This is a genomic window from Aromatoleum evansii (assembly GCF_045689615.1).
In the GTDB taxonomy this organism is placed as follows: Bacteria; Pseudomonadota; Gammaproteobacteria; order Burkholderiales; family Rhodocyclaceae; genus Aromatoleum; species Aromatoleum evansii.
In genome coordinates this window covers 4594931-4613352 of the sequence record NZ_CP141259.1, presented here as the reverse complement: position 1 = coordinate 4613352, position 18422 = coordinate 4594931, and the positions used below count along the sequence as shown (strand labels likewise).

The 18422-nt window shown below is 69.2% G+C and carries 20 protein-coding genes; 3 read left to right on the top strand and 17 right to left on the bottom strand.

Translation table 11 applies throughout. The features are described from left to right. The 4 genes from U5817_RS21585 to U5817_RS21570 form a co-directional block, all read right to left on the bottom strand. Window positions 1-2136 (bottom strand): methyl-accepting chemotaxis protein, encoded by a 2136-nt coding sequence (locus tag U5817_RS21585; protein WP_169127406.1) that lies wholly within the window; start codon window positions 2134-2136, stop codon window positions 1-3. A 67-nt stretch (window positions 2137-2203) separates the two neighbouring features. Then, complete coding sequence (locus tag U5817_RS21580) at window positions 2204-2719, bottom strand: chemotaxis protein CheW (protein WP_169127404.1); 516 nt, start codon at window positions 2717-2719, stop codon at window positions 2204-2206. A 6-nt stretch (window positions 2720-2725) separates the two neighbouring features. Then, window positions 2726-3091: a PleD family two-component system response regulator gene (locus U5817_RS21575; RefSeq protein ID WP_169127403.1), complete on the bottom strand. Its 366-nt coding sequence runs from the start codon at window positions 3089-3091 to the stop codon at window positions 2726-2728. A gap of 16 nt (window positions 3092-3107) precedes the next feature. Further along, window positions 3108-3503 (bottom strand): PleD family two-component system response regulator, encoded by a 396-nt coding sequence (locus U5817_RS21570; RefSeq protein WP_169127401.1) that lies wholly within the window; start codon window positions 3501-3503, stop codon window positions 3108-3110. 375 nt (window positions 3504-3878) lie between these two features. On the opposite strand from U5817_RS21570, the gene U5817_RS21565 reads away from it, so the two are divergent. Genes U5817_RS21565 through hemL form a run of 3 tightly spaced genes read left to right on the top strand, consistent with a single transcriptional unit; the run spans window position 3879 to window position 6813 of the window. Beyond that, window positions 3879-4844, top strand: a complete 966-nt coding sequence (locus U5817_RS21565; RefSeq protein ID WP_169127399.1) for a bifunctional hydroxymethylpyrimidine kinase/phosphomethylpyrimidine kinase — start codon at window positions 3879-3881, stop codon at window positions 4842-4844. Then, window positions 4825-5469, top strand: coding sequence for a thiamine phosphate synthase (thiE, locus tag U5817_RS21560; RefSeq protein WP_407278775.1), 645 nt, complete (start codon window positions 4825-4827; stop codon window positions 5467-5469). Before U5817_RS21565 ends, thiE begins: the two co-directional genes overlap by 20 nt. A gap of 60 nt (window positions 5470-5529) precedes the next feature. Beyond that, a complete protein-coding gene (gene hemL / locus U5817_RS21555; RefSeq protein WP_407278774.1) occupies window positions 5530-6813 on the top strand; it encodes a glutamate-1-semialdehyde 2,1-aminomutase in 1284 nt (427 codons plus the stop codon). Between the two features lie 104 nt (window positions 6814-6917). Here hemL and mgtE read toward each other — a convergent pair whose 3' ends face one another. The 13 genes from mgtE to U5817_RS21490 all read right to left on the bottom strand — a co-directional run bounded on the left by mgtE (window position 6918) and on the right by U5817_RS21490 (window position 18401). Next, window positions 6918-8360 (bottom strand): magnesium transporter, encoded by a 1443-nt coding sequence (gene mgtE, locus U5817_RS21550; protein ID WP_407278773.1) that lies wholly within the window; start codon window positions 8358-8360, stop codon window positions 6918-6920. A 138-nt stretch (window positions 8361-8498) separates the two neighbouring features. After that, entirely contained in the window at window positions 8499-9191 is a 693-nt protein-coding gene (mtgA, locus tag U5817_RS21545; RefSeq protein ID WP_407278772.1) for a monofunctional biosynthetic peptidoglycan transglycosylase, read from the bottom strand. After that, entirely contained in the window at window positions 9188-10021 is an 834-nt protein-coding gene (gene aroE / locus U5817_RS21540) for a shikimate dehydrogenase (protein WP_407278771.1), read from the bottom strand. Before aroE ends, mtgA begins: the two co-directional genes overlap by 4 nt. An 8-nt stretch (window positions 10022-10029) precedes the next feature. Then, entirely contained in the window at window positions 10030-10968 is a 939-nt protein-coding gene (locus tag U5817_RS21535; protein WP_169127387.1) for an energy transducer TonB, read from the bottom strand. A 12-nt stretch (window positions 10969-10980) separates the two neighbouring features. Next, window positions 10981-12894: a ribonuclease catalytic domain-containing protein gene (locus tag U5817_RS21530; protein ID WP_407278770.1), complete on the bottom strand. Its 1914-nt coding sequence runs from the start codon at window positions 12892-12894 to the stop codon at window positions 10981-10983. Window positions 12895-12964: 70 nt separating this feature from the next. Further along, window positions 12965-13864 carry an EamA family transporter RarD gene (rarD, locus tag U5817_RS21525; protein WP_407278769.1) on the bottom strand — a complete coding sequence of 300 codons (900 nt, stop codon included), beginning with the start codon at window positions 13862-13864 and terminating at the stop codon, window positions 12965-12967. After that, window positions 13861-14709: a methyltransferase domain-containing protein gene (locus U5817_RS21520; protein ID WP_407278768.1), complete on the bottom strand. Its 849-nt coding sequence runs from the start codon at window positions 14707-14709 to the stop codon at window positions 13861-13863. The genes rarD and U5817_RS21520 overlap by 4 nt, the downstream gene beginning before the upstream one ends. Next, window positions 14706-15290 carry a YqiA/YcfP family alpha/beta fold hydrolase gene (locus tag U5817_RS21515; protein ID WP_407278767.1) on the bottom strand — a complete coding sequence of 195 codons (585 nt, stop codon included), beginning with the start codon at window positions 15288-15290 and terminating at the stop codon, window positions 14706-14708. The genes U5817_RS21520 and U5817_RS21515 overlap by 4 nt, the downstream gene beginning before the upstream one ends. A 62-nt stretch (window positions 15291-15352) precedes the next feature. Continuing rightward, window positions 15353-16177, bottom strand: coding sequence for an undecaprenyl-diphosphate phosphatase (locus tag U5817_RS21510; protein ID WP_407278766.1), 825 nt, complete (start codon window positions 16175-16177; stop codon window positions 15353-15355). 110 nt (window positions 16178-16287) lie between these two features. Beyond that, window positions 16288-16545, bottom strand: a complete 258-nt coding sequence (locus tag U5817_RS21505) for a YkgJ family cysteine cluster protein (protein WP_407278765.1) — start codon at window positions 16543-16545, stop codon at window positions 16288-16290. Between the two features lie 3 nt (window positions 16546-16548). Next, complete coding sequence (locus tag U5817_RS21500; protein ID WP_407278764.1) at window positions 16549-17076, bottom strand: DUF2478 domain-containing protein; 528 nt, start codon at window positions 17074-17076, stop codon at window positions 16549-16551. Between the two features lie 72 nt (window positions 17077-17148). Continuing rightward, a complete protein-coding gene (locus U5817_RS21495) occupies window positions 17149-17295 on the bottom strand; it encodes a hypothetical protein (protein WP_407278763.1) in 147 nt (48 codons plus the stop codon). 104 nt (window positions 17296-17399) lie between these two features. Further along, window positions 17400-18401 carry a c-type cytochrome gene (locus U5817_RS21490; RefSeq protein ID WP_407278762.1) on the bottom strand — a complete coding sequence of 334 codons (1002 nt, stop codon included), beginning with the start codon at window positions 18399-18401 and terminating at the stop codon, window positions 17400-17402. Window positions 18402-18422 lie beyond the last annotated feature (21 nt).

The following is an 18422-nucleotide window of genomic DNA, read 5'->3' as shown; positions in this document are numbered from 1 at the left end:
TCAGACCTTGAAGCCCGACACCGAACCCTTGAGTTCGACGGCGAGGTCGGCGAGCTGGCCGACCGACACGGCGGTCTGGCGCGTGCCGGTCGCGGTCTGTTCGGTGATCGCGAGAATTTCCTTCATGGTTTCGGCGACGCGGGTCGCGGTGGCTGCCTGGTGCTGCGTGTCACTGGAAATCTGTTCGATGAGGCGCGCGGCCTCGGTCGACACCTCGCCGATCTCGGCCAGCGCCTGGCCGGCAGCATCGGACAGCTGCGCGCCTTCGACCACGTCGCGGGTGGCGTTTTCCATCGAGCCGACGGCGTCCTTGGTGTCGGTCTGAATCGTCTTCACGATCGCCGCGATCTGCTTGGTCGCCTCGGCGGAGCGCTCCGCGAGGCGCTGCACTTCTTCCGCGACGACGGTGAAGCCGCGGCCCGCTTCGCCTGCCGAGGCGGCCTGGATGGCCGCGTTCAGCGCGAGGACGTTGGTCTGTTCGGTAATGTCGGAAATCAGTTCGACGATCTCGCCGATCTCCTGCGAGGATTCGCCGAGGCGTTTGATCCGCTTCGAGGTTTCCTGGATCTGCTCGCGGATGCCGTTCATGCCCTTGATGGTGTTTTCCACGGCGCCCGCGCCCTTGCGTGCCGATTCCAGCGAGCGCCGCGCGACCTGGGCGGAGCGCAGGGCACGTTCGGACGATTCCGTCATGGTCTTGGCCATCTGCTCGACGGTTGCGCCGACTTCCTCGATCTCGCGCGATTGCCGTTCGGTCGCGCCGAGGAGCTCGGTGGAGGTCTTCTGCGCGGATTCGGTCGCCTGCGTCACGCGCGTTGCGGCGTCGTTGATGCGGCGCACCAGCACCGAGAGTTCCTCGATGGTGTAGTTGACCGAGTCGGCGATCGCGCCGGTGATGTCTTCGGAAACGGTGGTGCGTACGGTGAGGTCGCCGTCGGCGAGATCGCCCATCTCGTTCATCAGGCGCAGGATCGCCTGCTGCGCCATGTTGCGCTCGTTCTCCGCGGTGCGCTGGTGCTGTTCGGCTTCGTGCTGGCGCGCGGCGAGTTCGCGGTTGTTCACCTGCGCCATGCGGCTCAGGGCCATGAGGCCGACAATCGCGGCGAGCGCGACGCCGAGCGTCGCCGGCGACAGGCCGCCGGTGGCGCCGGACAGCGCCGCGGAGAGTTCGCTAGCGCTGCTCGACAGCGGCTCGGACGCGCCGAAGATGTCGCTGCCGGCCTTCTTCGCCTGCACGAGCGTCTGGATGTGCTGCAGGATGTCGTCGACGGCGTCGAGGGTCTCGGTGGCGCCGGTCGCGAATTCATTTACGCGTCGCCGCCCTTCGGGATCGGTGGTGGTCGCGCGCAGCTCGTTGATCACCTCGGTCAGCGACTTGGCATCCTTGCCCAGCGCGAAGGCCGTTTCCGGGTCGATCGCGTTCGCGACCAGCAGCGCGTTGGCGTTCTTGGCGATGCGCTGCGTCAGCACGACGCTGTTCGTGGCGGCCGTGACGTCGCGCGCATTGCTGCCGACGCGCGCCTGTACGATCTGCCGCGCCTGTTCATACAGGGACTCGTTCTGCTGGTTGATCGTGGCGACCGAGCGGTTGAGCACGAGGAGATTGCTTTCCTGGGCGATCAGCTGGTTGGCGAGCTCCGCGGTGGGGCGCCATTTTGCCGCGAGGTCTTCCACCCGCGGCTGTACGTCCGCGGGCGCGGCCGGGAGGCTGCGGCCTTCGATGTCGCCGCCGTTCGCCAGGGCGTCCAGCAGCGCGGTGAAGCGGTTCGTGCTCGTGCGCAGCTCGGCGAAGGCCTGCGTGTTGCCTTGCAGGGAGAGCTGGGCGGCCTTGGCGATGCGCTGCGCGGTGGTTTCCATCTCGCCTGCCGCGGCGATGTAGGCCGTCGCGTTGCCCGACTGGCGGTACTGGTAGTAGAGCAGGCCCAGACCCACCATGGACGCTGCGGCGAAGACCGTGGCGAGCATGCCGAAGCGGTTGGCAGCGTTGCCTGCCCGCTTGCCGCCGCCCTTCGCTGCTGCCGGTTCGGGGCTGCGCCGCGGCGGGACCGCCTCCATGATGGTGGTGGCGAGGGGCGCGCCTTCCGGGTCGGCCTTCTTCTTTTTCTTGAAGTTCAGCGTCGGAAGCTTGAGGGCCATGGTGTGTGCTCCGCGAGATCGGATGATGGGTTGCCGTGAAGGTTTGGGAAATGGGGCGCGTGCGTGCTCACTCGAGTCCGGCCTGCAGGAAGCCGCGTTGTGCGAGCAGCGTCGGCACGTCCAGCCGCAGCCAGTGCTGGTCGCGGGTGTCGAGCAGGCGCTCGGCGACCCAGGGGCGATCGTCCGCGCCGCCATCGGGATCGACATGGAAGTCGTCCGGGTTGCGCAGTCCGAGGGCGCTCGAGATCAGCAGCGCGCAGTTCGTGCCGTGGCGTGCGCCGACCAGCAGCAGGCGCGCAGATCCGCCGGGCGGGGTGAGCGGTCCGTCATGAAAGGCGGAGAAATCGACCACGCTGAACAGCGTGCCGCGCACGTTCGCGAGGCCGCGAAACCAGTCGTGCGTGAGCGGCACGGGCGCGAGCGGCGGGGCGGGCAGTATCTCGCCGCTGTCGGTGAGGTTGATCAGCCAGTTTTCGCGCCCCGCCCGCACGCCCAGCAATGCGCGGCGGTTGCCGCTCTGTGCTTCGGCAAAGCGCTTCACCAGGTCTTCCTGGAATTCGCGCAGGCTGAGTCGCTTGGTCATCGAGCGTCAGCCCAGCGCCTGGATGCGTGCGAGGAGATCCGCGGGGTTGACGGGCTTGACGAGGTAGTCGTGCGCGCCCTGACGCATCCCCCAGATGCGGTCGGTCTCGAGACCCTTGCTGGTGCACATGATGATCGGGATGGCGCTCGTGGCCTCGTCGCGCGAGATGGTGCGCGTGGCCTGGTAGCCGTTCATGCCGGGCATGACGACGTCCATCAGGATGAGATCGGGCTTTTCGCTCTTGCTGCGCGCAATGGCGTCTTCGCCGCTTTCGGCGGTGACGACCTGGTAGCCTTTCGCAGTCAGCAGCTCGGTCAGGGCGAGGCGTTCGGTCGGGGAATCGTCGACCACCAGAATCTTCTTGATCGGCATTGCGATGAGTCTCCAGTCAAAGGCCCGTGCCGGCCTTGCGCGCGGCATGGGTGGCGACCGCCTTGAGCAGGCTGTCCTTGGTGAAGGGCTTGGTGAGGTATTCGTCGGATCCGACCATGCGGCCGCGCGCGCGGTCGAACAGGCCGTCCTTGGACGACAGCATGATCACCGGGGTCGCGGCGAGCTGCGGATTTTTCTTGATCAGCGCGCAGGTCTGGTAGCCGTCGAGCCGCGGCATCATGATGTCTACGAAGATCACGTCGGGATGGTGGTCGGCGATTTTCGCGAGGGCGTCGAAGCCGTCTTCCGCCAGCAGCACCTGGCAGCCCGAGTTGGTGAGAAAAATCTCGGCGCTGCGGCGGATGGTGTTGCTGTCGTCGATCACCATCACCTTGAGTCCGGTCAGATCCATGGCTTCAATCCTTGCTGGCGTGGCCGGCGTGGTGGCTGCGCGCGCGCTCCGGCGTCGCGCACGTGCTGCGAGATGCCGCTTGTGCCGGTGCGGCGATGCATCCACATGTCTTCGGGAGCATGCGGCGAAGGCACTGCTTCGCGCCGGCGGCATGCGGGCCGCATCCCCGTGTCCCGTCCGATGGCCGCGGCGTTGTCGCAAGCGCCCCCGTCAGGGTGGCCGATGAGCGCGCGCGCCGGATGCTTCCGGTATGGGGGCGCGTATTGGCCATCTGTAAGCATGCTCCGGGCAAATTGGCTGTAAAATCCGCCGCATCTTACCGCATTTTTCATGCCGTGCCAGAACAGGCGTCTGGCGTAACCGGCAGATTCCGTCATGCCCCTCGGATTCACCGCAGTTCCCCCTGTCGTGCTGTGCTTCGCCACCAGCGACGCGACCGCCGGTGCCGGCCTCCAGTCGGATGTCCTGACGCTGGCGAGCATGGGATGTCATCCCCTGTCCGTCGTGGCCGCGATCGCGGTGCGCGACACGCGCGGCGTCGAGGAGCTGCTCGCGCTGGATGCCGATGCGGTCGATTCGCAGGCGCGGGCCTTGCTTGAGGATATTCCGGTGCAGGCCTTCAAGCTGGGCCTGCTCGGCAGTGTCGAGAATGTCGCGGCGATCGCCGAGATCCTTTCCGATTATCCCGATGTCCCGCTGGTGCTGGAGCCGGCGCTGTCCATCGTCGATGGCGAGGAAGCCGCGGGCGAGGACATGCTGGCGGCGCTCGCGGAGCTGGTGCTGCCGCAGGTGACGGTGCTGGTCGCCAGCCGCAGCGAGGTGTTGCAGCTTGCGGCCCTGACGCCGGAAGGCGACGACGGCGACGATGAGGACGGCGAATTCGTCGATGCCGACGAATTCGATGCGCTCGGCGAGATCTTCGAGGGCGGCGAAGCGGACGACACGGACGACACGGACGACGACGACAGCGAGGAGGACGAGGCCCTGTCGCTGGCGGATGCGATTGCGCGCGTGCTCGGGCGCGGCGTGCAATATGTGTTGCTGACCGGTGCCGGTGAGCCCGGGCCGCAGCTCGTGAACGTGCTGGTGGGCCGCGAGGGCGTCGTGCGGACGGATGCGTGGGAGCGACTGCCGGGGCCCTTCCTCGGGGCCGGGGCGACGCTGGCGGCGGCACTCGTGGGCGCGCTGGCGCAAGGCATGGCGGTGGCCGAGGCGGTGCGCGAGGCGCAGGAATTCACCGTGCAGGCGCTGACGAGCGCGTATCGGCCCGGCATGGGCATGGCAATCCCGGATCGCTTCTTCTGGGCGCGGGCAAACGAGGATGAAGATGGCAAAGCGTGACTTCGCCCTGCGCGGTCTCTATCTGATCACCCCCGACACCGCCGACAGCGCGGCCTTGTTGGCGGGAGTCCGCCGGGCGCTCGCGGGGCGGCCGGCCCTCGTGCAGTACCGCAGCAAGCATGCCGATGCGGCGTTGCGGCGCGAGCAGGCGGCGGGCGTTGCCGCGCTGTGCCGGGAGGCCGGCGTGCCCTTCATCGTGAACGACAGCCTCGAGCTGGCCCTCGCGCTCGAAGCGGACGGCGTGCATCTCGGGCGCGACGACGGCGACCTGCGCGCGGCGCGCGCGGCGCTGGGACCGGGGCGCATCCTCGGCGTGACCTGTTACAACGAATGGGAGCGGGCCGAGGAGGGTGCCGCGGCGGGGGCCGACTACATGGCTTTCGGCGCGGTGTTCGCGTCCTCGACCAAGCCCGCGGCGGTACATGCGCCGCTCGATCTGCTGACGCGCGCGCGGCGCGAGCTTGAGCTGCCGGTCGCGGCGATCGGCGGCATCACGCTGGACAATGCGCCGCAGGCGATCGCCGCAGGGGCGGACCTGCTGGCGGTGATCGCCGACGTGTTCGACTATCCCGATCCGGGCGCCCGCGCGGCCGCATATCGTGCGGCCTTCGGCCTGCCCGGCTGAATTCTCCGCGCCCGGCGCGGTCCTTCTTCCACCATTGCCAATAGACGAGTGCACACCGACATGACGAGCAAGAACGAAATCCTCTTCCAGCGAGCCCAGGCAACCATCCCGGGCGGCGTCAATTCGCCCGTGCGGGCCTTCCGCTCGGTGGGCGGTTCGCCGCGCTTCATCGAGCGCGCGCAGGGCGCGCGCGTGTGGGATGCGGACGGCAAGGACTATATCGACTACGTCGGTTCGTGGGGCCCGGCGATCACCGGCCACGCCCATCCGGCCATCGTCGAGGCGGTGCGCGAGGCGGCGCTGCGCGGCTTGTCCTTCGGGGCGCCGACCGAGGCCGAGGTGGAGATGGCGGAGCTCATCTGCGAGCTGATGCCGTCGATCGACATGGTGCGGCTGGTGAGCTCCGGCACCGAGGCGACGATGAGCGCGATCCGTCTCGCGCGTGGCTTCACCGGGCGCGATGCGATCATCAAGTTCGAGGGCTGCTACCACGGCCACGCCGACAGCCTGCTGGTGAAGGCGGGCTCGGGCCTGCTGACCTTCGGCAATCCGTCCTCCGGCGGCGTGCCGGCGGACTTCGCGAAGCACACGATCGTGCTCGACTACAACGACCTGGGGCAGGTCGAGGACGCGTTCAAGGCGCGCGGTGGCGAGATCGCCGCGGTGATCGTCGAAGCGGTGGCCGGCAACATGAACCTGATCAAGCCGCTGCCGGGTTTCCTCGAGGGGCTGCGCGAGCTGTGCACCAAGTACGGCGCCGTGCTGATCTTCGACGAGGTCATGACCGGCTTCCGCGTCGGAGCGCAGGGCGTGCAGGGGCTCTACGGCATCACGCCCGATCTGACGACGCTGGGCAAGGTGATCGGCGGCGGCATGCCGGTGGGCGCCTTCGGTGGGCGTCGCGACATCATGAACCACATTGCGCCGCTGGGCTCGGTGTATCAGGCCGGCACGCTGTCGGGCAGCCCGGTCGCGGTCGCGGCCGGTCTCGCGTCCCTGAAGCTCGTGCGCGAGCCGGGCTTCTACGACGCGCTCGCCGTGCGGGCGACGCAACTCGTGGACGGCCTGTCGGCCGCCGCGCGTGATGCCGGCGTGAGCTTCTGCGCCGATTCGGTGGGCGGCATGTTCGGCCTTTACTTCGCCGAGCGCGTGCCGCGTTCCTTCACCGAGGTGATGGCCTCCGACCGCGACACCTTCAACCGCTTCTTCCACGCGATGCTGGAGGCGGGCCACTACTTCGCGCCCTCGGCCTTCGAGGCGGGCTTCGTGTCGGCGGCGCACACCGCGGCGGATATCGACGCGACGATTGCGGCGGCGCGCGAGGTGTTCGCACAGCTGGACTGAGGGGCGCACGTCTATGTGGGAGCGGCTTCAGCCGCGAATGGGCGGTATCGCACGCTGCCGGGCTGATTCGCGGCTGAAGCCGCTCCCACAGGAAAATTGGCGCCCTACAGCAGGAACAGCGTCGCCAGCCCGAGGAAAATGAAGAAGCCGCCCGAGTCGGTCAGCGCGGTGATCAGCACCGAACCGCCCATCGCCGGGTCGGCGCCGAAGCGCAGGCGCACCATCGGGATCAGCACGCCGGCGCAGGCGGCGAGCAGCAGGTTGAGCGTCATCGCGGCGGTCATCACGGCGCCCAGCGAGGCGCTGCCGTAGAGGACCCACGCGAGGATCCCGAGCAGCCCGCCCCATACCAGGCCGTTGACGACGGCAACACCCATCTCCTTGCGCATCAGGCGCTGCATCGCGGACTGCTCGACCTGCCCCATCGCGATTGCGCGCACGATCATCGTCACCGTCTGGTTGCCGGAGTTGCCGCCGATGCCGGCGACGATGGGCATCAGCGCGGCCAGCGCGACGAGCTTCTCGATCGAGCCTTCGAAGGCGCCGATCACGCGTGAGGCGATGAAGGCGGTGACGAGGTTGATCGCCAGCCACGCCCAGCGGTTCTTCACCGAGTCCCACACCGAGGCGAAGATGTCTTCCTCCTCGCGCAGACCGGCGTGGCTGAGGATCTCGTGCTCGGACTCCTCGCGGATGTAGTCGACCACGTCGGCGACGGTCAGGCGCCCGATGACGCGCTTCTCGGCGTCGATCACCGGCGCGGACACGAGGTCGTAGCGCTCGAAGGCCTGGGCGGCGTCGTCGGCTTCGTCCTCGGGCTCGAAACTGATGACGTTTTCCTTGTGCATGACCGCGCCGACCACCATCTCGGGGTCGTTGATGAGCAGCGATTCGAGCGTCAGGATGCCTTTCAGGTGGTCTTCGCGGTCGATCACGAAGAGCTTGTCGGTGTGGTCCGGCAGCTCGTCGAAGCGGCGCAGGTAGCGCAGCACGACCTCGAGCGTGACGTCCTCGCGGACGGTCACCATGTCGAAGTCCATCAGCGCGCCGACCGAGTCCTCGGGGAAGGACATCGCTGCGCGCAGCTGTTCGCGTTCCTCGCTGTCGAGCGACTGGAACACGTCCAGCATGACCTCGGGCGGCAGGTCGGGGGCGAGGTCGGCGAGCTCGTCGGCATCGAGGGTTTCCGCCGCGGCCTTGAGCTCGTGCGGGTCCATCGTCTCGATGAGGGACTCGCGCACCGCGTCGGAGACTTCGAGCAGGATGTCGCCGTCGCGCTCGGCCTTGACCAGGTCCCACACGAACAGGCGGTCCTGGAGGGGAAGTGCCTCGAGGATGTAGGCGATGTCCGCGGGGTGCAGCGTGTCGAGCTTGGTCTGGAGTTCGGCGACGTGCTGCTTGTGGACGAGGTTCTCCACCAGCTCGTGGCGGGGCATGTCCTGCCGATGGACGAGATCCTCCACCACCTTGTGGCGTGCGAGCAGCTCCTGGACTTCGCGCAGGTGCTGCTGAACGTCGTCCGGGTGGCGTTCGTCCTGCTCGCTCATCGGCGCCTCCGGGTGGTGTGTGGGCTTCGGTCGTAAGGCGCGAATTCTACGGATTTCGCGGTGCTCTTGCGACCCCGGAAAACCGAAAATGTTGCATCGCGGCAGGCGTGCGGTGCCGCGCTGCCGCCGGGGGCGCGTTCAGGGCACCTGCGCGTAGGCCATGCGCCCGCGGATGCGCGCGGCGTGGGCGGCCAGCCGCGGGCCGAACTGCTTCTCGTACTTGCGCGGATTGGGCAGCATCACCGCGAGGCGGGCGGCCTGGTCGGGGCCCAGCCGGCCGGCGGGCACCCCGTAGTAGCGCCGCGCGGCCGCCTCGCAGCCGAAGATGCCGGTGCCCCATTCGACCACGTTGAGGTACACCTCGAGGATGCGGCGCTTGCTCCACACGGTTTCGATCATCACGGTGATGACCGCCTCCTGCGCCTTGCGGAAGTAACTGCGTGTGGGAGACAGGAACAGGTTCTTGGCGAGCTGCTGGCTGATCGTGGAGCCGCCCGCGACGGCGCGGCCCTTGCGCTGGTTCTTTTCCATCGCGCGCTGGATGCCTTCCCAGTCGAAGCCTTCGTGGTCGACGAAGCTGTCGTCTTCCGCGGCGATCACGGCGCGCTTGAGATGGATGGAGATGCGTTCGTAGGGCACCCACTCGTGGCGCAGCTCGGCGTTGGGGCGCTTTTCCTGCAGCTCGTCGAGACGGATGTCCATGAAGCTGGTGCTGGACGGGTTGAAGTGGCTCCACCACAGCACCAGCAGGAAGATCCACAGCTGGTACAGCACGAGTAGCGCCAGGAGCGCCACGCCCACCCAGCCGGCGCGCCGCAGGAGTGCCTTCATCGGCCTTCGATCTGGCGCCGCAGCTCGGTGAGGACCGGTGCGGTCTCGGGCCGCACGTCGCGCCACAGCAGGAAGCTCTCGGCGGCCTGTTCGACGAGCATGCCGAGGCCGTCGGCAAGCCGCGCCGCGCCGTCGCGGCGGGCCGCGGCGAGGAAGGCGGTGTCGCCGCGGCCGTACATCATGTCGTAGGCCAGCGCGCCGGGCGCGTACAGGCCGGGAGGCAGCGGCGGGGCCTCGTCGGCGAGGCTCGCCGCGGTTGCGTTGATGACGACGTCGAACTGCGCGCCGGCCAGGTCGGTGAAGCCGCCGGCGGCGAGCGGCGTGTTGCCGGCGCCGGCGGCGAACTCCGCGACCAGCGCCTCGGCGCGTGCGACCGTACGGTTGGCGAGCGTGAGGCGGGCGGGGGCCGCGGCCAGCAGCGGCAGCATCACGCCGCGCGCAGCGCCGCCGGCGCCCAGCAGCAGGATGCGGCGGCCGGCGAGCGGGCAGTCGAGGTTGTGCGTGAGGTCGCGCACGAGGCCGGCACCGTCGGTGTTGTCGCCGTAGATGCCGTCCGCGTCGAACTTGAGGGTGTTCACGGCGCCGGCGGCCTGCGCGCGCGGCGAGCGGCGCTCCGCCAGCGCGAAGGCCTCGAGCTTGAACGGCACAGTGACGTTGCAGCCGCGCCCGCCGGCAGCGCGGAAGGCCGCGACCGTCGCGGCGAAGCCGTCCAGCGGCGCGAGCAGGGCCTCGTAGGCGAGCGTCTGGCCGGTCTGTGCGGCGAAGGCCGCGTGGATCGTCGGGGACTTGCTGTGGGCGACGGGGTTTCCGATGACGGCGTAGCGGTCCATGGACGGCTCTAGTGGGCGGTGAGGCGGTCGGCGTTGGTGAAGGTCCAGGTCCTGACGATCTCGATGATGTCGGTGTCGGCACGGACGTCGTTCGGGAAACTCGAAAAGGGGGCCGCGAGCGTGACGATGCGTTTGGCGGCTTCGTCGAGGACGGGTTCGCCCGACGAGCGCTGCACCTCGACGCGCTCCACCGAGCCGTCGGCGCGGATCGCGACGAGCAGCAGCAGGCTGCCGTACAGGCGGCCGCGAGCGGCATCGGGGTAGTTGAGGGTGCCGACGCGTTCGATCTTCTGGCGCCAGTCTTCCACGTACTGGGCGAGGCGGTACTCCTTCGCCTTCGCGCCGACGAACTTCCTGCGCGGGCGCTTGGCGTATTCGTCGAGCTTGCGGTCGATCTCGGCCTCGAGGCGCGCGGCGGCGGCAACGCTGTCGAGGAGATCGAGGCCGGACGGCTTGGGCTCGACGGCGGCGGGGTCGGGCTGCTGCACCGCGGCCTGGGTCTGTGCGGCCGATTTCTGGGTCGTCATGACCTCGGGCCGTGCGGCGCTGCGATCCGAGGTGCGCTTGCGGGATTCGGCGAGGGCGTCGCCGTCGCGCTGCGTCGGTTGCGGCGGCAGGGGCGACTTCGGCCGCGCGTTCTGTTCGCTGTTCCCGCCGCCGTCGAGGTTGGCCTGAGCGAGCACATCGGCCTTCTCGGGGGCGCGGGCGTGGCGTGCGTTCACCAGCACCACTTCCAGGCCGCGATCGAGTTCGCGCGGGCGCGGACCACTGTCCATCGTGAAGCCGACGGACAGCGCCAGCGCATGGATCGCGAGGGATAGCAGGAAGGCGATCGCGAGCAAGGGGTCGCCCTGCAGGATGCCGCCGCCGGAGGCGCGGGCGGCAGGCGCGCTGCGCGCCGGGGCGCCGTTCATGTGCGGGGAACGAAGGTCCTGGTTGCGAGCCATGCCGTGCGGTTTTCAGTTGCCTTCGAGCGCCGCGTCGGCCGCGTCGGCGGGGTCGGGTTCGGCGAGCATCTCGACGAAGCGCGCGCTGATGTCGACGTCGAGCAGGTCGCTGTGCTCGACCGTCAGGCGCACACGCGTGCCGGGCAGCATGACCGGCAGCGAGGGCACCTTGACCATCAGCGGGATCGCGTCGAGGCGCACGAGGTTGTCGCGCAGCACCTTGCCGTCGACCGCGATTCCGGGCTGCTGGCGCAGCCAGCGCAGGCACCAGTAGCGCTCCATCTGGCGCTGGAAGTCGGCGTAGGCGGCGTAGGTGACGTCGAAGTCGCGCATCGCGGCCATCAGGTCGGCGGACTTGGGCGCGAACGCGGGCGCCTCGTCGCGCAGCACCGAGACGATCTGCCACTGGTTGACCATGTCGACGTAGCGGCGCAGCGGCGAGCTCGACCACGCATAGCAGTCCACGCCCAGGCCGTCGTGCGGGCCGGCGGCGGTTGACATGCGCACCTTGCCGCCGCTCTGCACGCGATACAAGCCGGGGATGCCGGCCTCGTCGAGGAGCTTGCCCCAGGTGGAGTTGGCGAGAATCATCATCTCGGCCACCAGCTTGTCGAGCGGCGAACCGCGCTTCCTCTGGGTGATGGTGACGTAGCCCGGACCGTCCGCGGTGTGCGTCTGCCAGTCCACGTAGAAATTGAAGTCGACCTGGTTGCGGTTGTCCTCGGCCTTGCCGCGGCCGGCCTCGAGCACGTTGGCGAGGTCCCACAGCAGCGTGAGCTCGCGCTTCCATTCGAAGTCGGGGCCGCCGGAGTGGTCGTGCAGCACCTGCTCGTTGAAGAGCGGCTCGATGTCGTGGTGGCGCAGGTTGGCGACGATGGGCACGCGCTCGACGACGGTCTCGTGGCGCTGGACGGCGAGCGCCGCGGTGACGTCGAGGTACAGCGACACGGCCGGGCAGTCGCGGCCGGCGGCGAGCGTGAAGCTCTCGACGACCGCGTCGGGCAGCATTGTGATCTTGTTGCCCGGCATGTAGACGGTCGACAGGCGCCGGCGCGCGATCGCGTCGAGCGAGGAGCCGCGCTCGAAGCCGAGGGCAGGTGCGGCGATGTGGATGCCGATGCGCCAGCCGCCGCCTTCGCGCGGAGTGACCGAGAAGGCGTCGTCGATCTCGGTGGTGGTGGCGTCGTCGATCGAGAACGCGGCGACTTGTGCGAGCGGCAGATCCGCCGGGTCGGCCGGGGCTTCGAAGGCCGGGAAGGCGGTGCCTTCCTCGAAGTATTCGAACAGGAAGCGGTTGTAGTGGAAGTCGTAGCTCGACTCCAGCGCGCCGCATTGCAGCAGCAGGCGCGGCGCCGACAGCCCGGTGTCGACGCAGGCGGCCTCGAAGGCCTTCGTCTCGACGCGGTTGCGGTCCGGGCGGTAGAGCAGTTGCGGCAGCATGCCGGCGATCTCGGGCGGCATGTGGCCCTCGACCAGTTCGGCGCGCATGCGCTCGATCGCCTCGGCCTGCTGGCGCTTCTTCTCCAGGCCGGCGAGCGCGGCCTGCAGGATGTCGGCGGGCGCCTTGCGGAAGCGGCCGCGGCCCTTGCGGTGGAAGTAGATCGGCGCCGAGTGCAGGCGCAGCAGGATGCTCGCCGACTCGACCGCGTTCGGGGCGTGCCCGTGGTATTCGGCGGCGAACGCGTCGAAGGCGAATTCGTCGTCGCCGCACACTTCCCACAGGAAGGCGGTGTCCAGCTCCTCGGCGCCGGCCTCGGCGCGGTTGAGCAGTTCGGCCGGCGCGGGCTCGCGGAAGCGCATCAGCACGTGGTTGCTTTTCAGCTTCACGCGCTTGCCGTGGGACGTCTCGACCTGCAGCGAGGAATCGTTATCAGCGAGGACGGTACCGGCCTTGAAGGCCCCATCCTCTTCGAACAGCACGAACATCGGAACCGCCATACTTGAGCAAGCCCGACAGTTTAAAGGATTCGACCGTCGGGCGCAGAGGGGGCGGGGACTATCGGGCTGCCCGGTTCGCCCGCAGCATGTCGACCGAATAGACCGCGAGCGCGGCCCAGATCAGCGCGAAGCCGGCGAACTGGCCGGCGTCGAAGGGTTCGTGGAAGACGAACACGGCGAGCAGGAAGTTGAGGCTGGGCGCGAGGTACTGCAGGAAGCCGATCGTCGACAGCGGCAGGCGCTGGGCGCCGATCGCGAACAGCATCAGCGGCACGGCCGTGAGCACGCCGGCGAGGGGCAGCAGCGCGTCGGTCGCGAACGCCTGGCCGAATTGCAGCGTGCCGCGGCTGGCGAGCCAGGCCAGCCACCCGAGCGCGAGCGGTGCCGTGACCAGGGTTTCGACGAACAGGCCGTTGATCGCATCGACCGGGGCGCGCTTGCGCAGCAGGCCGTACAGGCCGAAGGTGCCGGCGAGGAAGAGTGCGATCCACGGCAGCGTGCCGACCTGCCACACGCGCCAGGCGACGCCGGCGCAGGCGAGCGCGACGGCCGCCTGCTGCAGCGGGCGCATGCGCTCGCCGAGCACGAGGCGGCCGAGGAGGATGCTTACCAGGGGGTTGATGAAGTAACCCAGGCTCGCTTCGAGCAGCTTGTCGGCAGAGATCGCCCACACGAAGACCAGCCAGTTGCTGCCGGTGAGCGAGGCCGACAGCGCGAGCAGGCCGATCAGGCGCGGCTGGGCCGCGACGCGGCGCAGGCCGTCGAAGCCGCGCCACAGCGCGAGCAGGGCGAGGAGGAAGACGACGGACCACAACACGCGATGCGCGACGATCTCGCCGGGCGACACGCTGCCGACCGCCTTGAAGTAGAGCGGCATCAGCCCCCACATCGTGAAGGCGATCAGCGTCGCGATGACGCCCTGGCGGCGCCGGTGCGACTCGGCCGCGGCGTCCCTCATGCGGCGGCGGTGGCGACGAGCGCGAGGGCTTCGACGGTGTAGCCGCCGTCCGCGCCGCGGTGGCCTTCGAGGTCGGCCGCGACCGCCGCGCGCAGGGTCGCCTGGGTGGTCTCGGGCAGGCGCGACAGGGCCTCGGCCGCTCCGCCGGCGAGATCGAGGAAGGCCTGCCAGTAGCCTTCGGCGTCGGCAAAGTGGCAGCGGAAGGGGCAGGGGGCGATGCGCACGTCCGCGAAGCCCGCGTCTTCGAGGATGGCCGTCAGGGCCGCGGCATCGCCGAAGCGGAACACCGAGGGACGTGCGACCTTGGGCGGCGGCAGCAGCCGCGCGATGCAGTCCTGCGCACGCGCGATCAGCGGCACGGACTCGCGCTGGCCCCACACCGACAGCGCAATGCGCCCGCCGGGGCGCAGCACGCGGCGCATCTCGGCGAGCGCCTGCTGCGGGTGCGGGAACATGAAGAGCGCGAGGCCCGCGAGCACGCGGTCGAAGCTCGCGTCGGGCAGGCACAGGTGTTCGGCGTCGGCGGCGGCGAAGGCGAGCGCGTCGGCCTTGCCCTCTGCGGCGGTGCGGCGGGCGCCCTCGGCGAGCATGCCCTCGGCGATGTCGCTCGCGAGCACCCAGCCGCCCGGTGCGATGCGGGCGGCAGCGTCGCGGGCGAGGAGGCCCGGCCCGCTCGCGAGATCGAGCACCCGCTGGCCGGGCGCGAGGTCGGCCGCGTCGAGCAGGGCTTGTGCGAGGTCGGCGCGCAGGTGAGCGCCTTCCGCGTAGCGCGCGGCGATGCGGTTGAAACCGGCGCGCTCCTGCGCCTTGAAGCGGCGCACGTCGAAGCCTGGGTGCGTGCTCATCGGGTGAGTCCGGCGAAGGCGATCACCTCGTCGAGGTAGTCGGTCCAGCGCGAGAAGCCGTGGTCGCCGCCTTCGAGCACGGTCTGGCGCGCACCGGCGTATTTCGCGACGGCATCGCGGTAGTCCAGTACCTCGTCGCCGGTCTCGACCAGCAGCCAGAAGTCCTGCGGGCGGGTGATCGTCGCGACATCCATGGCACGCAGTTGCGCGATGTACTCGTGCTTGAAGTCGAAGGATTCGCCGGTGTACAGGTTGGTCTGCATGCCGACGTAGGCCTCCAGCGACAGCGGCGCGACGACCGCCGGGTTGACGAGCGCGGCCCTGAGGCCGTGCTTTTCGGCGAGGTGCGTCGCGTAGTAGCCGCCCAGCGAGCTGCCGACCAGTGTGGGCGGGAGCTCGGGGCGCTCTGCACGGCAGCGCGCGATGCGGCGCTCGATCAGCGCAATCGCGGCGTCCGGCTCGTGCGGCAGCTGCTCGCACCAGAATTGGTCGGCGAGCCCCTTTTCGGCCATGTGGCGTTGCAGCGCCTGTGCCTTGATCGACGCGGGAGCGGAGCGGAAACCGTGCAGGTAGATGATCATCGCGTATGCAGGGGCTGGGGCGGAACCCCTAGTTTAACCACGTCCGGCGGCTTCCCGGTCGCTCAGATCTCGCTCCACGCGACCAGCCCGAACTTCCATGTCGCCAGCACGATGAGGCCGAAGACGATGCGGTACCACGCGAAGACGATGAAGGTGTGGTTGGAGACGAAGCGGATGAAGGTCTTAACCGCCCACATCGCGGCGACGAAGGAGGCGACGAAGCCTACGGCGAACACCGGCAGGTCGCCGGCGTGGAGCATGTCGCGCGCCTTGTAGAGGTCGTACGCGGTGGCGGCGAACATCGTCGGGATCGCGAGGAAGAAGGAGAACTCCGCCGCCGTCTTGCGCGACAGGCCGAACACCAGCCCGCCCATGATGGTTGCGCCCGAGCGCGAGGTGCCGGGAATCATCGCCAGCGCCTGCGCGAAGCCGACCTTGAGTGCGTCGGGCCAGCGCATCTCGTCGACGGCATTGATGAGCGGATGGTAGCTGCGCTTTTCCAGCCACAGGATCACGAGGCCGCCCACGATCAGCGCGGTGGCGACGGTGAGGGGGTTGAAGAGCAGAGCCTTGATCTTCGAGTGGAACATCACTCCCAGCACCGCCGCGGGCAGGAAGCCGACGATCAGCAGGCCCACGAAGCGTTGTGCGGCGCGATCGCTGGCGACGCCTGCTGCGACGCGCGCGAGGCGTTCGCGGTAGTCCCAGCACACGGCGAGGATCGCCGCGAGCTGGATCACGATCTTGAACACCTTGCTCGCCTCGTCGTTGTAGCCGAGCAGGTCGCCGAAGATGATCAGGTGGCCGGTCGAGGAGACCGGCAGGAATTCGGTGAGGCCTTCGATGATGCCGAGAATCAGGGCGACGAACAGCTGGGCGAGATCCATGAGGCGTGACGGCGTGTGCCGGGGCAATGATGAACGAAAGGCGCGATGATACCCCTCGTCATGTTGCAGGGCCGCACAAATCGTCCCTCAGTCGCAACGGGAAGTAAGCGTCAGGCCGGGGCGGTGAGCCGCTCGAGATCGCCGAGCCACCGCATCGCGGCCTCGCGATGCGTGCCGCACATCTGCGGGCTGGGCGCGAGGCTGCCGCACACGGCCGGACGGCGCGGGTCGCCGAACAGGCGGCAACGGTCGGCCTCGTCGAGCTGCACGCAGCGCACGCCCGCAGGCTTGCCGCCTTCCATGCCGGGGATGGGGCTGGAGATGGACGGCGCAATGCAGCAGGCCGCGCAGGCCGGGCGGCACTCCATCGTTCAGGTGCGCGCGGGTAGTGCGCGCCACCATGCGAGGATGTCGGCGACCTTCGGTTCGAGCAGCGTGGAGTGGCCGCCGGTAAAGTGCTGCCATTCGGCGAGGAAGCGCTCCCCGACCGCGGTGATGACCGGCACGCCGCTCGTCACTGCCATCGCCATCTCGGAACGCAGGCCCGATCCGCTCGCTTCCTGTGCGCCGAACTTGTTGATGAACACCACCTGCGTCCCGCGCTCCAGCGCGCCGCGCACCGCGACCGCCGCGTGCGCGAGCGCGTTCGGGTCGAGACGGCACGCTTCCGAACCGCTGCCGAGATCCTGCGACAGGGGGAAGCGCTCGCCGGTCGCGAGGTCCTCGAGCTCCATGCCGCAGGGATCGTTGATGGTCGTCGCGATGTCGTGTTGCAGGATGCCGCCGAGCCGCACCCCCAGTTCGGCCAGTGCGCGTGCAGCCTCCAGGAGCACCGGCTCGATATGGTCGGTGGGGCGATAGACGATGGCAGCGATCTGCAGGGACTGGTCGGTGGTCATGGCGGCGGCACGCGTGGGTGATCCGCCATTGTCGCACCGCGAGGCGCCCGGACGAAACTGTCGGCGGCCCGGTCAGTAGCCCCCGCCGCCGCCGCGCATGCTGTCGCGCGATGGCGCGGGCGACTGCGTGCCGTCCTTTGCCGCCGTCGCGCATCCGGCGGCCGGCACGAGAACGGCTGCAACGAGCGCCGTGAATACCGCTGCAAGCAATTTGCGCATGGTGGAATCCTCCATTGCGGGTGCGCCGCGGCTGCGCACGGCTGCAGCGGCGCACTCACATTGGAGGGGGTGATGGGGGCGAAGTTCGCCCCCGCGGCCTGAACTCAGCGGCTCGCCGCTGCCTCGCGCGCGGCCTTCAACGCTTCGGCGCGCTGTTTTGCAAGCTCCGTCAGGGGCGGATAGGGGCCGTAGCGATGCTGCTCGGCCGAGGCACCGTCGACGTAGGGCGGGAAGGCAGCGTCCACCGGCTTGTTCCAGCGCGCCGGGAAGTCCTTGTCGAGACCGGCCTTGATCGGGCGCGGCTGCGACAGCACGTAGCCGGCGACGTCGAAGGCTTCATCGTCGCTCAGGACCGGGGCCGCGTGCGTCGTGCCCTGCGGCATGTTGTGCTTGATGAAGGCGGCTGCGGTGAGCATGCGGTTCATGCCGGCGCCGTTGTTGAAGGTGTCCTTGCCCCACAGCGGCGGGAATACGTAGCCCTCGGCGTCGCCGGCCTTGCCGCGGCGCTGGCCCTGTCCGTCGGCGCCGTGGCAGGCCGCGCACTTGGCCCCGTACACGGCCTCGCCGGCGGCGAGGTCGGCGCGGCGGTTGGGCACAGTGATCGGCTTCGTGCCGGCGCCCTCGACGCGCGCGCCGATCGGGACCCCGCGCGACACGTAGTGGATGTAGGCCGCGAAGGCCTTCATCTCATGCGAATCCAGCGGCAGCGGCTTGCCGTTCATGCTGCGCTCCATGCAGCCGTTCACGCGCTCCTCGACCGTGCTGATCGCGTCTTCGCGTGCGCGGTACTGCGGGAAGGTCGCGGAGACGCCGACCCACGGCATTGCGAAGGGCTTGGTGGCGTCGTTCTGGTGGCAGGACGTGCAGGCGAGGTTGTTGCCTGCGAAGCGCATCTTGCGATTCTGCACCTCCGGTCCGATGAACGCGAAGGTGCGCGTCGACAGCTCGTAGCCGTAGCGCACGAGCTCGCCGTAGGCGTCTTTCGGCAGCTTGTCGAGGGCGGGGGCGGGACGGTCGATCAGGCTGACCCTGGAGGCGTCCTGGGCGAGCGCAGGCGCCGCCGCGAGCAGGAGCGCAAGGCTCCCTGCCGCAATACGTGCATCCATGAATTTCTCTCTCTATTGATG

Bases quoted from the DNA above. Each gene is read 5' to 3' on its own strand.
- U5817_RS21500 (WP_407278764.1), bottom strand. From the start codon at position 17,076: ATGACCACCGACCAGTCCCTGCAGATCGCTGCCATCGTCTATCGCCCC.
- aroE (WP_407278771.1), bottom strand. From the start codon at position 10,021: ATGGACCGCTACGCCGTCATCGGAAACCCCGTCGCCCACAGCAAGTCC.
- U5817_RS21490 (WP_407278762.1), bottom strand. From the start codon at position 18,401: ATGGATGCACGTATTGCGGCAGGGAGCCTTGCGCTCCTGCTCGCGGCG.
- hemL (WP_407278774.1), top strand. From the start codon at position 5,530: ATGACGAGCAAGAACGAAATCCTCTTCCAGCGAGCCCAGGCAACCATC.
- mtgA (WP_407278772.1), bottom strand. From the start codon at position 9,191: ATGAAGGCACTCCTGCGGCGCGCCGGCTGGGTGGGCGTGGCGCTCCTG.
- U5817_RS21535 (WP_169127387.1), bottom strand. From the start codon at position 10,968: ATGGCTCGCAACCAGGACCTTCGTTCCCCGCACATGAACGGCGCCCCG.
- rarD (WP_407278769.1), bottom strand. From the start codon at position 13,864: ATGAGGGACGCCGCGGCCGAGTCGCACCGGCGCCGCCAGGGCGTCATC.
- U5817_RS21520 (WP_407278768.1), bottom strand. From the start codon at position 14,709: ATGAGCACGCACCCAGGCTTCGACGTGCGCCGCTTCAAGGCGCAGGAG.
- U5817_RS21585 (WP_169127406.1), bottom strand. From the start codon at position 2,136: ATGGCCCTCAAGCTTCCGACGCTGAACTTCAAGAAAAAGAAGAAGGCC.
- U5817_RS21515 (WP_407278767.1), bottom strand. From the start codon at position 15,290: ATGATCATCTACCTGCACGGTTTCCGCTCCGCTCCCGCGTCGATCAAG.
- U5817_RS21575 (WP_169127403.1), bottom strand. From the start codon at position 3,091: ATGCCGATCAAGAAGATTCTGGTGGTCGACGATTCCCCGACCGAACGC.
- U5817_RS21530 (WP_407278770.1), bottom strand. From the start codon at position 12,894: ATGTTCGTGCTGTTCGAAGAGGATGGGGCCTTCAAGGCCGGTACCGTC.
- U5817_RS21580 (WP_169127404.1), bottom strand. From the start codon at position 2,719: ATGACCAAGCGACTCAGCCTGCGCGAATTCCAGGAAGACCTGGTGAAG.
- U5817_RS21565 (WP_169127399.1), top strand. From the start codon at position 3,879: ATGCCCCTCGGATTCACCGCAGTTCCCCCTGTCGTGCTGTGCTTCGCC.
- mgtE (WP_407278773.1), bottom strand. From the start codon at position 8,360: ATGAGCGAGCAGGACGAACGCCACCCGGACGACGTTCAGCAGCACCTG.
- U5817_RS21505 (WP_407278765.1), bottom strand. From the start codon at position 16,545: ATGGAGTGCCGCCCGGCCTGCGCGGCCTGCTGCATTGCGCCGTCCATC.
- U5817_RS21510 (WP_407278766.1), bottom strand. From the start codon at position 16,177: ATGGATCTCGCCCAGCTGTTCGTCGCCCTGATTCTCGGCATCATCGAA.
- U5817_RS21495 (WP_407278763.1), bottom strand. From the start codon at position 17,295: ATGCGCAAATTGCTTGCAGCGGTATTCACGGCGCTCGTTGCAGCCGTT.
- U5817_RS21570 (WP_169127401.1), bottom strand. From the start codon at position 3,503: ATGGATCTGACCGGACTCAAGGTGATGGTGATCGACGACAGCAACACC.
- thiE (WP_407278775.1), top strand. From the start codon at position 4,825: ATGAAGATGGCAAAGCGTGACTTCGCCCTGCGCGGTCTCTATCTGATC.